This is a genomic window from Coleofasciculus sp. FACHB-712 (assembly GCF_014695635.1).
Taxonomy (GTDB): Bacteria; Cyanobacteriota; Cyanobacteriia; order Cyanobacteriales; family FACHB-T130; genus FACHB-T130.
The window spans coordinates 1-15893 of sequence record NZ_JACJOQ010000193.1 but is presented as its reverse complement, the minus strand read 5'-3'; the positions used below and the strand labels follow the sequence as shown (position 1 = coordinate 15893).

Annotated in this window: 15 protein-coding genes and 2 pseudogenes; 12 read left to right on the top strand and 5 right to left on the bottom strand. The window is 48.5% G+C overall.

The genetic code is table 11. The features are described from left to right. A partial coding sequence (gene ychF / locus H6F50_RS05495) for a redox-regulated ATPase YchF (protein ID WP_190427207.1) occupies nt 1-539 on the bottom strand: 539 nt, incomplete at its 3' end. 85 nt (nt 540-624) lie between these two features. Between ychF and H6F50_RS05490 the strand changes: the two genes are divergently transcribed. From H6F50_RS05490 to H6F50_RS05475, 4 genes are all read left to right on the top strand, one after another. Then, on the top strand, nt 625-879 hold the full coding sequence (locus tag H6F50_RS05490) for a hypothetical protein (RefSeq protein ID WP_190427203.1): 255 nt from the start codon (nt 625-627) through the stop codon (nt 877-879). Nucleotides 880-1150: 271 nt separating this feature from the next. Then, entirely contained in the window at nt 1151-2650 is a 1500-nt protein-coding gene (locus tag H6F50_RS05485) for an aminotransferase class I/II-fold pyridoxal phosphate-dependent enzyme (RefSeq protein ID WP_190427213.1), read from the top strand. 87 nt (nt 2651-2737) lie between these two features. Continuing rightward, a complete protein-coding gene (cbiT, locus tag H6F50_RS05480; protein ID WP_190427201.1) occupies nt 2738-3328 on the top strand; it encodes a precorrin-6Y C5,15-methyltransferase subunit CbiT in 591 nt (196 codons plus the stop codon). Between the two features lie 276 nt (nt 3329-3604). Then, on the top strand, nt 3605-4477 hold the full coding sequence (locus H6F50_RS05475) for a phosphatidate cytidylyltransferase (RefSeq protein ID WP_190411763.1): 873 nt from the start codon (nt 3605-3607) through the stop codon (nt 4475-4477). 166 nt (nt 4478-4643) lie between these two features. Here H6F50_RS05475 and H6F50_RS05470 read toward each other — a convergent pair whose 3' ends face one another. Next, nucleotides 4644-5363: a DUF2993 domain-containing protein gene (locus H6F50_RS05470; RefSeq protein WP_190427198.1), complete on the bottom strand. Its 720-nt coding sequence runs from the start codon at nt 5361-5363 to the stop codon at nt 4644-4646. Between the two features lie 176 nt (nt 5364-5539). On the opposite strand from H6F50_RS05470, the gene H6F50_RS05465 reads away from it, so the two are divergent. The 3 genes from H6F50_RS05465 to H6F50_RS05455 are packed head-to-tail and all read left to right on the top strand — an operon-like array spanning nt 5540 to nt 7343. Beyond that, the gene (locus H6F50_RS05465; RefSeq protein WP_190427195.1) at nt 5540-6328 is read left to right on the top strand and encodes a pseudouridine synthase; all 789 of its coding nucleotides are present in this window, start codon (nt 5540-5542) and stop codon (nt 6326-6328) included. Then, a complete protein-coding gene (locus H6F50_RS05460; RefSeq protein ID WP_190411760.1) occupies nt 6325-7128 on the top strand; it encodes a RodZ domain-containing protein in 804 nt (267 codons plus the stop codon). The genes H6F50_RS05465 and H6F50_RS05460 overlap by 4 nt, the downstream gene beginning before the upstream one ends. Then, nucleotides 7128-7343, top strand: coding sequence for a hypothetical protein (locus tag H6F50_RS05455; protein WP_190427190.1), 216 nt, complete (start codon nt 7128-7130; stop codon nt 7341-7343). Before H6F50_RS05460 ends, H6F50_RS05455 begins: the two co-directional genes overlap by 1 nt. Here the strand turns inward: H6F50_RS05455 and malQ are convergent. Next, nucleotides 7299-8810 carry a 4-alpha-glucanotransferase gene (malQ, locus tag H6F50_RS05450; protein ID WP_190411758.1) on the bottom strand — a complete coding sequence of 504 codons (1512 nt, stop codon included), beginning with the start codon at nt 8808-8810 and terminating at the stop codon, nt 7299-7301. The genes H6F50_RS05455 and malQ overlap by 45 nt on opposite strands. A 181-nt stretch (nt 8811-8991) precedes the next feature. Between malQ and H6F50_RS05445 the strand changes: the two genes are divergently transcribed. After that, nucleotides 8992-9423: an NUDIX hydrolase gene (locus H6F50_RS05445; protein ID WP_190427185.1), complete on the top strand. Its 432-nt coding sequence runs from the start codon at nt 8992-8994 to the stop codon at nt 9421-9423. Nucleotides 9424-9514: 91 nt separating this feature from the next. Continuing rightward, nucleotides 9515-10885 (top strand): annotated as a pseudogene (locus tag H6F50_RS05440) (aminopeptidase P family protein); the annotation flags it as partial. Between the two features lie 679 nt (nt 10886-11564). On the opposite strand, the gene H6F50_RS05435 reads toward H6F50_RS05440, so the two are convergent. Continuing rightward, the gene (locus H6F50_RS05435; protein ID WP_190427183.1) at nt 11565-13013 is read right to left on the bottom strand and encodes an MFS transporter; all 1449 of its coding nucleotides are present in this window, start codon (nt 13011-13013) and stop codon (nt 11565-11567) included. A gap of 132 nt (nt 13014-13145) precedes the next feature. Here H6F50_RS05435 and H6F50_RS05430 point away from each other — a divergent pair, with 132 nt between their 5' ends. Continuing rightward, a complete protein-coding gene (locus H6F50_RS05430) occupies nt 13146-13673 on the top strand; it encodes a phosphoribosyltransferase (protein WP_190427180.1) in 528 nt (175 codons plus the stop codon). Here the strand turns inward: H6F50_RS05430 and H6F50_RS05425 are convergent. Further along, on the bottom strand, nt 13659-14600 hold the full coding sequence (locus tag H6F50_RS05425; RefSeq protein WP_190427177.1) for an AEC family transporter: 942 nt from the start codon (nt 14598-14600) through the stop codon (nt 13659-13661). The two genes, H6F50_RS05430 and H6F50_RS05425, sit on opposite strands and share 15 nt — an antisense overlap. Before the next feature lie 240 nt (nt 14601-14840). Here H6F50_RS05425 and H6F50_RS05420 point away from each other — a divergent pair, with 240 nt between their 5' ends. Together H6F50_RS05420 and H6F50_RS26930 are read left to right on the top strand one after the other, a co-directional pair. Continuing rightward, a complete protein-coding gene (locus H6F50_RS05420; protein WP_190427173.1) occupies nt 14841-15674 on the top strand; it encodes a M15 family metallopeptidase in 834 nt (277 codons plus the stop codon). Between the two features lie 79 nt (nt 15675-15753). After that, nucleotides 15754-15893 (top strand): annotated as a pseudogene (locus H6F50_RS26930) (ATP-dependent Zn protease); the annotation flags it as partial.

The window sequence follows — 15893 nt, the reverse complement described above, 5'->3', positions numbered from 1 at the left end:
GCCCGCCGCGCTGGTTTGCCCTCATTTAATAAAGCGCTCAATTTTTCTAGCGCAGCGAGTTCAATCTGTCCTTCTTTGCTGGTACGGGCAGCTTTGCGGGTGCGCTCAATACGTCGCTCCACTTGAGATAAATCTGCTAAAGCAAGCTCCAAATTAATAATGTCAATATCTCGCGCTGGGTCAACAGATCCAGCAACGTGGATAATGTCATCATTCTCGAAACAGCGCACTACATGAACAATGGCATCAACTTCTCGAATGTGGGACAAAAATTGATTACCCAGTCCTTCCCCCTGACTAGCACCTTTCACTAAACCAGCAATATCCACAAACTCAACCCGTGTCGGGATAATTTGCGCCGAACTGGAAATATTAGCCAGGGCGTTTAACCGTTCATCTGGCACCGACACGACACCAACATTGGGTTCGATGGTGCAAAAAGGGAAATTGGCAGCTTCAGCCTTGGCATTGGCAACCAAGGCGTTAAATAAGGTAGATTTTCCGACGTTGGGAAGTCCGACAATTCCGGCTCTAAGCATCTTAGTTCAAGAGGTAAAACTGGGTAGAATCAATTAGATAGGTTCAGGAATCGGTTGAGGAATTGGACCTGGAACCGGCTGGGGAATGGGCGCTGGCACTGGCTCTGGCACAGGTGAGGGAATCGGCTGGGGAACGGGGGCTGGCACTGGCTCTGGCACAGGTGAGGGAATGGGTTCTGGTACAGGTCCCGGTACGGGTTCTGGTACTTCTGGCGGCGATCCAGGAATCGGATTAGGCTCCGATCCGGGGATCGGGCTGGGGATGCTTGGTTGGGGGATAGGATTAGGACTGGGATTAATCATGGCGATCGCATTGAACAATTTAACCCTATCAAAATAGGTAAGAACGCATAACAATGACATCCCCCGGAATAACGACATTCCGCAACACTTACACTTGAAGATTCATCCAACCGCATCCAAACTCATTACTGTAGCAGGTATTGAGAACGCATTAACTCGTCTGCGATCGCTTTTCGATGCAAGTTGAACTGCCCCAACGAAATTGTTGGGCAGAAACGATCTATCCTAAACCGGCAAAGGCAAAAAGCGCTCGGATTTTCTCCCCCGCTTACCTTCCGGATATCACCGATTTTAGAAAAATTTCCAGCATGGATTTTATCCCAGGGTCTCAAACAACTACCCCATTAGTGGACGCCCTTCAAGCGTGCGCCAAGAAGCATCATGCACCCTTTTACACGCCCGGACACAAGCGGGGGCAAGGAATTTCCCAACGGTTAGCGGATTTGCTCGGAACCGCCGTGTTTCCAGCAGATTTACCAGAATTACCGGAGTTAGATAACTTGTTTGCCCCAGAGGGCGTGATCCAAGAAGCCCAGGAACTGGCAGCGGCAGCGTTTGGGGCAGAACGCACTTGGTTTTTGGTCAATGGTTCGACTTGTGGATTAATGGCGGCAATTTTAGCCACTTGTAGCGAGGGAGACAAAATTATTCTGCCTCGGAATATCCATTCCTCGGCAATCCACGGCTTAATCCTTTCGGGTGCGATTCCGATTTTTGTGAATCCAGAATACGACCTAGAGCTAAATATTGCCCACAGTATCACCCCATCGGCGGTAGCAGACGCCCTGCAACAGCATCCGGACACCAAGGCGGTGATGATGGTTTACCCGACTTACTATGGCGTTTGCGGGGATATCAGAGCGATCGCGCAAATTGCTCATCAGCACGGTATCCCTTTGCTCGTAGACGAAGCCCACGGTGCCCATTTTGCCTTTCATCCAGATTTGCCCACTTCTGCCCTCGCCGCTGGAGCCGACTTAACGGTACAATCCACCCACAAGGTACTGGGGGCACTCACCCAGGCATCAATGCTGCACGTCCAAGGCAATCGAGTCAATCGCGATCGCTTGAGCAAAGCTTTACAACTGGTACAATCTACCAGCCCCAGCTATTTGTTGCTGGCTTCGCTGGATGCAGCGCGTCAGCAAATGGCATTGCACGGGGAAGCGCTAATGGCGAAAACCTTACAGTTAGCTGAGGAAGCGATTACCCAAATTAGCCAAATTTCTGGGTTATCCGTGTTAAAAACTGCCAAAACACCGGGTTTTGTTGCCCTTGACAAAACGCGGCTGAGTGTTAAGGTTTCTGACTTAGGTTGGACGGGATTTGAAGCGGATGAAATTCTCCATCAACAGCTAGGCGTGACTGCTGAGTTACCATCGCTGCACAGTTTGACTTTTATCATCAGTTTGGGAAACACTCCATCTGATATTGTGCAGATGGTATCGGCACTCCGAATTTTAGTGCAGGAGCGATCGCCCACCACATCAATAGCCCCATACCTGGATGTTTTCACCCGGTGGAAAGCTGAATTTCTTCAGATTCATCCTTCATCCTTCGTGCTTCATCCTTCTATCTCTCCCCGCCAAGCATTTTTTGCCCAAACCCAAACGCTGCCGGTGGACAAGACTGTAGAACGCATCAGCGCCGAACTTATTTGTCCCTATCCACCTGGAATTCCCGTGTTGATGCCAGGGGAAGCGATCGCTCCTTCCGCCTTGGATTACCTGCAACAGATTCTCGCCTTGGGTGGAAGTATTACGGGTTGTAGCGATCCGACCCTCAAAACGTTAAAGGTTGTTCGCTAATTGGAGACAGGCTTAAACTCAAAACTCAGACGCGATAAATCGCGTCTCTACAACTCAAAACTCTAAACTTTAAACTCAAAACGTTCTATGTGGCCCTACGTAACTCCTGGTATCCCAGATGACCTCTTCGAGCGGTTGCCCGGTATTCCCCTCAGCAAGCGCGAGGTGCGGTTGCTGTTGATTTCCTTACTCAGACTCAAACCCGATTCTGTGTTGTGGGATATTGGCGCGGGAACCGGCACGATCCCCGTAGAAACCGGCTTATTGTGTCCGAAAGGTCGAATTATTGCCGTAGAACGCGATGAGGAAGTGGCAAGTTTGATTCGTCGTAACTGCGATCGCTTTGGGGTTCGTAATGTCGAAGTCGTTGAAGGAAGCGCCCCAGAGTGCCTAAAAGACTTACCCATTCCCCCCCATCGGGTTTGCATCGAAGGCGGACAACCCATCAAGGATATTCTCAAGGTCGTTTGGCAATACTTAGAACCCCAAGGTAGGGTGGTTGCAACGGCGGCTAATCTAGAAAGTCTCTATGCCGTTTCCGAAGGCTTCGCCGAATTACAAGCTCGAAATATCGAGGTGGTTCAATCTGCCGTCAATCGTTTGGAAACGCGAGGCACCCATCAGATCTTTGCCGCAGTCAATCCAATTTTTATCTTGAGTGGCGAGAAACTGGATTGAAAATCTTAATCTAAAGGCTAGAGCAGCATTCTTGACGATTGAGAACACAAAAATTCCCGTTAAGATGCGTACCATCAAGAAATTTATTTTTTGTCGGGATTGACGAACGGTGTCAGGAGAAATGAGCAGGATGCTGAAAAAAAGCGTTGGCTTTATTCTAAATTAACGGCACCAATTGCCTAAATCTGTTTTAGATCGGTTAAAGTGTGCAAAAGTAATTCTTAATCTTATTAAGACTAGATTAACTTCGTTGTTGCGGTCTCAAGAGCGCATCTTATGCCTTGGTCTCGTATTTTTAGTGGAATCGTCGCGATCGCTGTCGCCCTCCTGATGCTCTTTTTTGGAGGATGGTTCTTTACAGTTGGTCTGTGCATCATCGTCTATCTCGGTCAGTTAGAGTATTTTCAGATGGCGCGAGCCAAGGGCATGGCACCCGCTGGTAAAACTACTCTGGTAGTAAGCCAAGTTCTGTTAATCACAGCGTCTCTGGCACCAGCCTTGACAGATGCCATGTTTCCCCTGGCAGGAACGTTGATTTGTTTCTATCTTCTGTTTCAGCCCAAGCTTGCCACAATTGCCGATATTTCCGCCTCTATATTGGGGTTGTTCTACGGCGGCTATCTGCCCAGCTACTGGGTGCGCCTGCGCGTCGGACTCGCTCCCGCGATCGCGATTGCAGAGCCATTGAATGGCTATTTGCCCGCTTCCTGGCACGAACTTAGCACTTTGCCCCAAGGTTTGACGGCAACGCTTTTGGCCTTCCTCTGTATTTGGGCTGCTGATATCGGTGCTTACATCTTTGGTAAATTCTTTGGTCGCACGCGCCTTTCTGAGATTAGCCCCAAAAAGACTGTCGAAGGAGCTGTATTTGGGGTTCTTGGCAGTGTGGTAGTGGCAATTGCTGGAGCTTGGTATCTGAATTGGCCCAGTTGGCAGTTCAGTGGCTTGGCTTTAGGGCTGCTGGTTGGGATTGCGAGCTTGCTGGGAGACTTAACGGAGTCGATGATGAAGCGAGATGCTGGGGTAAAGGACTCAGGGCAACTGATTCCGGGTCACGGCGGCATTTTAGATCGGGCTGATAGTTACGTGTTTACCGCTCCCCTGGTGTATTATTTCGTCACACTCTTGTTACCTTTATTACCCCGCTAGAAAAGTCTTTCTACACGATTGGGGCACACGATTGAGGCAATTGGTAAGCAAAGTTTAGTAGTGAAAATCTCTTTTATCTGCCTCTTTTGTGTACCTCAGTCCTAGCCAACCCTCCGTCCTAACTCCTCAGTCCTCAGCCCTCAGTCCTAACTCCTAAGTCCTATTTTTATTCGGCTGGAATGACATTAATCCGTCCGCGACAAACTAACTGACCCGGAATCACAGTTAATTCCTGAATATCTACTTCTGGGCCTAAATCTATCTTGAATTCATCCAAATTGCCTCGCAGCAGTTCCTGTTGCGTCTCGATACAGGGGGACTCTAGAAGCAGTTCGTGAGGGCTAGCTAACTTTAGACCTGTCCGCAGCACTAGAGGTGTAGCGTTACCCGATGGGTCTGTTAAAGTGCCGCTGAGTTTCAAACATTCCGGATCGATGGTAATCTGTTGCCAACTGATTTGCTGGTCTTTTAAGATGTCATCTGGGTGCGTTGGAACTGCTTGGAGTAGTGTCCCCAGTAAATCAGTTAAAGCAGTGGCGAATAAGGGTGCTTGGAGAGATGCCTTAAGGTCTGTCTCCTCTAGTATTAGCTCACCGGAAACGGGGATGGGTTCGAGAAGGCGTAAAGGTTTACCTCTAAGAACTTGACCCAGGTTGATGCGAATGTTTTCTCCGGTTAACTGAATGCGTGACAGATGCAGTCCTTGATACACTGCATGGTTGGCGGCAATAAAAACTTGAGGGATATAACCTGTAAGGATTTGGCGATCGCCTCCGGAAATTTTAAACTGGAGGTTTTCAACTTGCGAAACTTGCGATCGCAACCACAGCCGCAACGCTGGTGATAATGTTGTGCTGATAATCCTGCTCCCTTGCTTAGATGTCAATGGCTTTCTTCCTGTAATATTTGTACATAGTCTAATTAGAGGTCAATTTTGGGTTTTAGACTGGCGATTCCTTCAAAATCCTAAATCTAAGATCAAAAATCCCTAATAGTCTAGCCGAGGCACTGCCTCAACAAGCTAAGCCCTAACCTTTATTCATTCGTCGCTCGATTTCGCCTATGGCCGAAAGGCTACAAAAAATTCTTTCCCAATGGGGTATTGCCTCCCGCCGCCAAGCTGAAAAAATGATTGAAGCAGGGCGCGTGCGGGTCAATGGTACTGTTGTGCATCTGGGGCAAACAGCAAATCCAGAACAAGACCGGATTGAAGTTGATGGCAAACTTGTACTCCCAGCTCATCGTCCTCAAATGCTCTATATCTTGCTTTACAAACCTGCTGGGGTAGTTTCTACGTGCCGCGATCCTCAAAAGCGCCGCACGATTCTTGATTTACTGCCTCCTGCACTCCGAGAAGGTCAGGGATTGCATCCAGTTGGACGTCTAGATGCCGAATCCACCGGCGCGTTATTGGTCACAAATGACGGTGAAATGACGCTACGCTTGACCCATCCTCGATATCATCTTCCTAAAACTTACCAAGTTTGGATTCAGGGTCATCCCCCAGAAGAGGTACTAAAATCCTGGCGTCAGGGTATTCTACTGTCAGGGAAAAAGACATTGCCTGCTCAAGTTCGCGTTTTGGATGTGCGGGGTTCTCAAACCTGCTTGGAAGTGATTCTTACAGAAGGGAGAAACCGACAAATTCGACGCATTGCCGAGCAACTGGGCTATCCCGTCATTCATCTACACCGTGCCGCGATTGGTCCCATTTGTTTAAAACGAACAGGGGAGCCTATGTTCCCTGGTAGTTATCGTTTTCTTGAAGATTTTGAAATCAGTTTTCTACAAAACCAAGTCAATCTAACATCAATAGAAGTGCCAGCAGACATCAAGGAGCGCCGTGTATGAAGGAGAATCCACTTCATCTTCAACAGCAACAAATTGAGAAGCTAAAAGAACTGGGGTCTCGCCTCCGCCAGGTGCGTGAGGAACAATCTCTGTCCCTAGAGGAAGTTGGCGACAAAACCAGGATTCAAGTTCGTCTGCTCAAGGCAATTGAGGAAGGTAGGCGCGAAATCTTGCCTGAACCCGTCTATATTCAAGGGTTTATCAAGCGGTATGCTGATGCACTGGGATTAGATGGGGTAGAGTATTCTGACACTTTTCCCAGTGGGCCGATTTTCCAGCTCATTAAGCCGACCTGGCGGTATTATTTGCCATCAGCTCAGCTGCGACCGATTCACCTTTACTTGATCTATGTGTTTCTGGTGATTGGTGCAGTGAACGGTCTGTCTTACGTGGTGAATCGTCCGGCTTTAGAAGTAGGAAAGGGCGGGACTCAAGAGCGATCGCCTAGAGAGTCTCTCGCCAAAGCTAATGCAGCCAATACAGACTTGCAAGAAAAACTAGGGCCGTTTACCCCAGCAGTATTCAGCAGCAATACCAGTCAAACGGGTAAGCCGGTACGGGTTGGCGTAACCGTCAAAACCCCATCATGGATTCGGGTAGTGGTGGATGGCAAGACGCAGTTTGAGGGAACGCTCCCCCAAGGCACTCAGCGCATCTGGGTTGCAGAGGAGACACTGATTGTAAAAGCTGGTAATGCGGGTGGTATCCTAGTTGCTTTTAATGATGAAAAGGCAAAGAAACTGGGTGCCCCCGGTAAAGTTCGAGAAGTAACCTTTGCCGCTAATCCTCCTGGGTCTTAATGAGTGCTGAGAACTGTGAGGGTCGAGACGCGATCGCGCTTTTCTTCAAAGACACGCGATATACACCAGTGACGCAAGCGATCGCCCAAGTCCTCACCCCTCAGTCCTCAGTCCTCAGTCCTCAGTCCTCAGTCCTCAGTCCTCACTGCTCACTGCTCACCCCTCACCCCTCAGTCCTGATTCTTAATTGGGGCGCGACCGAAAGTTTCAGTTAGAGTTTTGAGACGATAGCCGATCTCTTGGTTCACGGCTTCAGGTCGATACCGCCACTCCCAATTTCCCTCTGCTTTGCCGGGAAAATTCATTCGGGCATCGCCCCCCAATCCCAAAAGATCCTGAAAAGGAATAATGGCCTGATTTGCCACCGAAGCCATCGCCAGCCGGATCGCATCCCAGTGGATGCCGTCGGAACTGATGCAACCCACATAACGCAGGAGATTCTCCCTTTCATAGTCTGAAAGTTGATAGAACCAGCCTACCGTGGTGTCATTATCATGGGTGCCGGTGTAAACCACACAGTTGCGCGGATAGTTAAAAGGCAAAAAGCCGTTGCCAGAATCCGAACCAAAGGCAAACTGTAAAATCTTCATCCCCGGAAACTCAAACTTATCTCGCAGCGCCTCTACCTCTGGGGTAATCACGCCCAAATCCTCTGCCAGGATAGGAAGCTTGCCTAATTTGTCGTTCAGTAGCTTAAAGAAAGCTTCTCCAGGAGCCTCAATCCACTCCCCATTCATAGCAGTCGTTTCGCCCTGCTTAACTGCCCAGTAGGCTTGGAAACCTCGGAAGTGGTCAATCCGAATAATGTCAATGTAATCTAACAAAGATTCAAAGCGCTGTATCCACCACTTAAAGTTTTGCTGCTGTAACTTTTCCCAGTTATAGACTGGATTGCCCCACAACTGGCCTGTGGCGCTGAAGTAGTCCGGTGGAACTCCAGCCATCAGCGCCGGTTCCCCCGTCTGTTCGTCCAAGCAAAAGATATCTGGATGCGACCAGACATCGGCACTATCGTGAGCCACATAAATTGGAATATCGCCAATAATCTCAATACTGCCCAAGTTGGCATAGCTTTTCAGTTGAGTCCATTGCCGGAAAAACTCAAACTGCAAGTATTTGTGGTAATAAATCTCATCATTCAGCCGCTGCCGCCACTGTTCTAAGGCTTCCGGTTGGCGTTTAGCAATTTCCGGTTCCCAGTTATACCAACTAGCGTGTCCCTGAGCTTCCCGGATCGCCATAAATAAGGCATAGTCATCAAGCCAATGAGCCGCCTTGCAAAAACTTGCAAATTCCTTTTGCTGTAAGGTTGATGCCTGGTTTTTAAAGTTTTCGCAGGCTTTAGCGAGCAAAGGCATTTTGGTCTGGATCGCCCGCTCAAAATCCACCCTGTCTAGGGAAAATTCTGGCAATCCAGAAAAATCATCCTCGGTAAGTAACCCCTCGTCGCGCAGCTTCTCAGGACTAATCAGTAAGGGATTTCCCGCCAATGCTGAATAGCACATATAGGGAGAATTGCCATAGCCGGTTGGTCCTAAGGGCAAAACCTGCCAAAATTGCTGGGAACTCTCCACCAAAAAATCAATAAAGCGATAAGCTTCTAAACCGAGATCGCCGATGCCAAACCGGCTAGGAAAACAAGTGGGGTGTAGCAAAATGCCACTAGATCTAGGAAACGGCATAAATAACCTGATGGAGAGGATGCAAACGATTTGACATTATCACGGTACGCAGAAGTTTGACACTCACTCCTAGGGCGGGTTGCATTCGGTAATTCAACCGTCATAAATGACAGCGATCGCGGCAGAATAAATTCAGCCTTTTTTCCCTCGATCCCGCTCATTGGGGGGCAATATATTCAGAATGACTTACCGAAACCCTGCTCCGACTGTCGATATCATTATTGAACTGATCGATCGACCGCATCGACCGATTGTATTAATTGAACGCCAAAATCCACCTTATGGTTGGGCAATTCCGGGTGGGTTTATTGATTACGGGGAGAAAGCAGAAGCGGCGGCGCGGCGTGAAGCGCAGGAAGAAATTAGCTTACAGGTGGAGTTAATTGAACAATTCCAGGTGTATTCCGATCCCAGCCGCGATCCGCGAAGTCACACGATGAGCGTTGTGTTTATCGCAACGGCAACGGGCGAACCTCAAGCTGCTGATGATGCCAAGGCGGTTGGAATTTTTGAATCTTGGCGAATTCCCACGGATTTATGCTTCGATCACGACAAAATTTTGCACGATTATTGGCGTTATCGGCATTACGGGATACGTCCTCGATTGTCTTGAGGCGGTTTATAGCCAATGGGTAATGGCTTTTTAGCTCAGGTTAAACTTAAATACAAAAGGGAAAAGCCATAAACTGCCGCTACTCGCTATGATGCAACTTCAGAGAAATCGCACGTTTGCCGCTACTCTGCTTCACCGGCGGCAACGACTTGCCGAGTTAATTGATTTTCCAGTTATTCTCTGGTCTGGGCGTAGTAGTTCCCGAAATTATCCAGCCAATACTTTTCCATTTCGCGCCAGCAGTCATTTCCTCTATTTTACGGGGGTACCTCTGGAAAATACGGCGATCCGACTCGAAGCTGGGAAATTAGAATTGTTTATGGATGATGAGTCTCCTGCCAGTGCCCTCTGGCATGGAGAAATGCCGAAACGTGAGGAAATTGCCCAGGCGATTGGCGCGGATGCGGCATTTTCGATGGCAGAATTGGCGTCACGCTCAGCCGATGCTGCGACTATCTCCGTGCAGGATGCCGCGACTGGACAGCAACAAGCTCGGATAATGCAACGAGCGATCGCATCCGCAAATGCATCTCAGGGAATTGATGGGGAGTTAGCACGAGCCATTATATTTTTGCGACTCAGCCACGATGCAGGTGCTTTGGCAGAATTACGACAAGCTGCATCTGTCACCGTGGAAGCTCACTTAGCGGGAATGGCTGCCACATCCAGCGCCAAGTTGGAGGCAGGTGTGCGTGCGGCAATGGAGAGTGTCATCATCTCACAGAATATGAGCTGCGCTTACCCCAGTATCGTCACGGTTCACGGGGAGGTTCTCCACAATCAGCAGTATTGGCACCCCCTGCAATCGGGAGACTTGCTGCTGGCGGATGTGGGCGCTGAAACATCAATGGGCTGGGCAGCAGATGTCACGCGCACTTGGCCTGTATCGGGGAAGTTTTCTTCTACCCAAAGAGACATCTATAATTTGGTTTTGGCGGCTCACGATGCTTGTATTGCCAAAATCCGCCCGGATGTGGAGTATCGGGAGATTCATCTATTGGCAGCGACTGCGATCGCCCAAGGGTTGGTGGATTTAGGCATTCTGCGGGGCAGTGCGGAAGATTTGGTAGAAATGGATGCTCATGCCTTGTTTTTCCCTCACGGAATCGGTCATTTAGTGGGTTTGGATGTCCACGATATGGAAGATTTGGGGGATTTGGCGGGGTATGAAGAGGGGAGAACTCGAAGCGATCGCTTTGGTTTAGCTTACCTGCGGCTCGATCGCCCCTTACGCGCTGGAATGTTAGTCACCATTGAACCAGGATTCTATCGAGTTCCGGCAATTTTAAATGACCCCAATTTCCGAGCAAAATATCAGGATGTGGTGAATTGGGATCGCCTCTCTCACTTTGAAGATGTGCGCGGGATTCGCATAGAAGATGATGTTCTAGTCACCCAATCAGGCAGCGAAGTTCTTACAGCAGCATTGCCAACCGATGCCGATGTAATTGAGTCTTTGGTTAAGAAGGAATCCCGCGTTTTCTTCGGAACCGGGCAACCAATGACTGGAAAAGCACCCGCTGGTATTCCCACTTTTATTAAGCGTTGTCGCGCAATTTTTGAACAAGTTAGCCCCCAATTGATGAAGGATTATCCTGACTGGTTTATCGCGATTGAGGCAGATAGCGGTGAGTATTTTCTGGATGTAGATCACAAGGTTGCCAAACAAAAGGCGCTTGAGAAATACCCGGATGGGTTAATTTCTACTTTACAACTGCTTAAATAAGTTCGTGCCGGTAAGAAATCCTTTAGGGAAAGGGTAAATAAAATTTTACCTTTTCCCCATTTGTTTTTTTCTTAAAAGATTGATTGGCTTGATTTTGGACGTGTTGTAGCGATTCTTATGCTTAAATTAGCGATTATCTAAATGAATGATGCTGGTATTCTATGCAATAACTTAAAACTTTAAAGAAAAACAATTTTTTTAAAAAATGTATCGCAAGCAACTACTAGCTATGCCTTGAAAAGGTATTCTTAGATAATGGAAATCTGTCTCTAAAAAATATTAACAGGTAGTTCTTCCTTATCAATTTCAGTTCACCAAAAAAAATCAATAAAGTCCATAATATTCAGAAAAAAACCTTTCTGAATGGGTGAATTTCTAACCCACCCATTCAAACCGAAAAGTTCATTGATAAGAGCTATTGAGCCTTTAATTTCCGTTCTTTCAGTTTCAGTAAGATATCGGCATGAACCTCACGAGTCAGAGGATAAAAGTATGCCAGAATTAATCCACAAATTAGGGCAATTGTTGGTAGAGGTCCGATGGCAATGCGAATCGCTAAAAGTGCAGAATCCGGTTGAATTGGGGCTAAGTTCTCGGGGGTAGACCGAATATATTGATTCCACTCCAGACTTTTCAAGACTAACGCCACGGCAACAGCTAAACTGACTTTTTGCAGGAACACCATGAAGCTGTAAAAAATCCCTTCCCGCCGCTGTCCGGTTTTTAGTTCATCTAATTCAATTACATCTGGCAGCATCGACCACGGGATTAAATAAGCAGTAGAAACGCCAAAACCTGCCATCACTGCCAGCACGTACATGAAAGCAATTTGACCGGGCTGTAAGAAAAACAATCCCGCCTGTGCAATAATCCACACGCTCATTCCCATAAAATAGACGGCTTTTTTACCGTATCTCTGGCTAAGCTTACTCCAGATAAAGAGCATCAACAATGCTGTTCCCTGCACCGCTAGAATGACTTGGGCAACGACTGCATCGCTTAAGCGCATCCAACTGAGAACAAAATAAGGAATGATAGCTGCTGTGACCTGGACAGCTAACCAGGAACATAGATAAATTCCAACAACATATAAAAAGGGGCGATTGCTCAAAACAATCCGCACTTGTTGCAAAATTGGGAGGGAAACAGGTTGCTCAAAGGTGGGATTTTGTGCCGCCCTTGCCAAAATGCGATCGCGTGTCCCCCAAATACACCAATAAATCGGTAAGACCGACAAGATTGCACAAACGACGCCCATCACCAAATATTGCTGGATGCGGTCATTAGGAATCAAAGCGGCGATGATTCCGAACACAATCACAGATACGATACTTCCCCCAATCGAGAAAGCAAACCGATAGCTGTTGAGATTAGTGCGTTCGTTGTAGTCCTGAGTCAGTTCTGGAGTTAGGGCGGTGTAGGGTAAATTAACAGCGGTGTAAAACGAATTAAACAAAATCGAAATGACAATGTAATACCAGAACAATCCCCATTGATTTGCAGAGTCATTGGCGCTAAATCGAGGAACTAGCCACTGCAAAAAGAACGTGATTCCAAACGGAATCGCCCCATATAACATCCAGGGAAGCCGACGCCCCCAGCGTGGCGAGTTTGTTCTGTCGCTAAGCACCCCGACAACCGGATCGTTCACCGCATCCCAAACCTTGCCAATCAGGAGAATCCAAGTCGCTAGTCCAGCGGCGATTCCGGCGACATCGGTCAGAAAATAGGCGGTATAAAACACCCCAATATTTGCGGTGATTGCAGCACCTACATCACCGGCACCATAAGCCAGTTTCGTACTTAACTTTAGCTTTTCGCTGTCGGGTGTCGCGGGGGAATGCTCAGAAGAGGAATCACTCATGGCAGTTGGCTGATGGCAGGGGGATTGAAAATTTCAAAAAAGTATCGCATCTGTCTCCCAAGAGCGGGAATTTTATAGCATTTGTTCTATAGCATTTGTACTGTTCTCTAAACCTGTTCAATTGTGCCTGTTATGCCAGAGCTTTACGTGTCATGGTCAGAGTACCACCAAAAAATCGAACAGTTGGCGGCAATCATCTATCAATCCGGCTGGGAGTTTAACCAGATTGTTTGCCTTGCCAGGGGCGGTCTACGGGTGGGTGATATTTTATCGCGAATTTACCACAAACCGTTGGCAATTTTAGCTGCCACTTCTTACGGCGGCACAGGCGATCGCTTTCGAGGTTCTCTCGCCTTTGCCCGCGACCTCACGATGACTTCCCCTCATCTGGGTAGCCGCATTCTCCTGGTGGATGACTTAGTGGATTCTGGCATCACCCTCCGGGAAGCCATTCCTTGGCTGAAACATCATTATGCGGCTGATGTCGAGCAGATTCGATCCGCCGTCATCTGGTACAAAGCTTGCTCTGTCATCGCGCCTGACTATTATGTGGACTATCTCCCGGAAAACCCCTGGATTCATCAACCCTTTGAAAAATACGAACAGGTCGATCCATCAGAGTTAGCCCAACGCTATGCTGCTGTCTCAGCGACCAAATAACACTAACCAAACGGGCAGAGTCAATAGGAGTCCTATCGTCCCGACAACCAGCGCCGTCACGGTTAAATCTCGGTCGAGATTGTAGGTTTCCGCCAAGATGAGGGTGGCAAACGCTGGAGGCATTGCCATCTGTAAAACAATGACTAGATGGGGTGCCCCACTCACACCCAGCAGCCCAACCCCAACGCCCAGTACCAGCGGAACGAGCAGCATTTTAATCCCCAAGCTCACAGATGCCGAAGGGAGGCTACCCCAGGAGGAAAGCTGGCTGAGGCGCATACCGATTAGCACCAAAGCCAGCGCCACTCCACTCCAAGCAATCATTTGCAGCAATTGTTCAGCGGGTTCGGGCAGGGGGAAGTTGCGAAAAACCAGCCCAAAGCCAAAACTCCACAGCGCTGGATTGATCAGCACTGCCTGTAGGGACGGGAAGACGCCCTTCTCTGCCCCAACCCCAAAACGAGCCGCCAAGACAACGCCCAAGCCGTAGGCTCCCAGCGTGGTGCCCATCAGGTCATAAAATAGCGCCCACCCAAAGTACTGCTGCCCGACGAGAGCGAGGGTAACGGGATAACCTAAGTAGCCGGTGTTCCCGACCATTGAGGCTAATAGAAAACTTCCTTGAGTAGATTTACTCCAAGCTTTTTTAGGGAATTGCGAGGCTTGTCTTCCCATCCAAAACCAGGCTAATCCGGCTCCCACCAAAATTGCCACCCAAGCGGCGACGGGTGCAATCCAAATTGGCCCAGATAAGTCGGCGTGACGCAGAAACGCCACAATGCCAATCGGGACTCCAATCCAAAAAAGAAACTTTCCTAAATAGGTGGGAACTACTTTGGGCAGTTGGCGACCCAAAACCCATCCCAGCAAAATGCCACCACCTAGCCGGAAATAGAGTTCCAGCAGTTGAATTCCTATATTAGGCATCGTCTCATGGGTTGTCAGCAGAAGGTTTAGACTGACACCTGTACGATATGTCAGCCTCTATTCATGTTAAGCATCAGGGTTGATGACGAGGCATCTGGGAATACACGGCGGCTGTTGAGATTCGCTCAGTCTAAAATACTTGTAAAGTTAGGTGTTGAGTCTCAGTGCCGTTGTTGGATATCTAAGAATTGATAACTAACCACAAAAACAACAGGAGTGGCTCTTTTGGAAAACGCGGGTATGCCTGAAAAACCACCCAAGTCGGCACTGCCGATAGACGATATTCCGGAGGCGTTGCGGGATACGCCGTACCTCGGACGACGCCAGCGACAGTGGCAGCCGATTCTCCTGTTTGGCGGTTTGTTGGGATTGGGAGCGATCGCGCTGATTATGGGTATCTTACTCCCCCGTCCTGTATCCGAATCGGATGCATCAACGCCTGTCCAAAATCAGATTCCAGGCATTCAAACGCCTTCCGCTACACCAGAAGTTAATACTCTCTTTGGACACTTTCCCTACCAAGAAGCACCACAGTCCGAACTAGAGGCGATTACAGCGGATGGTCGCTTGAAAATGCGTAAAACTGCCGCCAGACAATATATAGCGATGGTAGCAGCGGCGCGAGCTTCCGGCGTTATCATCGTGCCAATTTCAGGATTTCGCTCGATTACCGAGCAGCAGCATTTATATTTTGACACCAAGGCGCAGCGCGGACAGTCAGCCGCCGAACGGGCAAAAGTGAGTGCGCCTCCTGGTCACAGCGAACATCATACTGGGTACGCGATAGACGTGGGTGATGGAAGAGTCCCCGCAACGAATCTCAGTCCTAACTTTGAGAAGACTGCGGCTTTTAAGTGGCTTCAGAAGAACGCCCCTTACTATAGCTTTGAGATATCGTTTCCCCGCAACAATCCCCAAGGCGTTAGTTATGAACCGTGGCACTGGCGCTATGTGGGCGATCGCGATAGTCTGGAAACATTTTATAAAGCCAAACGATTCGGAGGTGGGGCGCAGCCATCAGGCGATCGCTCTGTCGTGTCGCCGACCAATCCCAACCCCAATACTTCACCCTAGCCAGTAATTAAAAATTAAAAATGCAAAATTTAAAGCACCAGTTTTAATTTTTAATTCATCTACCTTAGACTTCAATATCATGCAACAAACTGCCCTAAATCTAATTGCCATTGGCGTCTTTGCAATGACGCTTTCTAGCTTGTTGGGGCCAATGTTGAACATATCACCGACAATCCCCGCGATCGCAACGATTAGCATTCTGGGACTGGCAACCCTAGA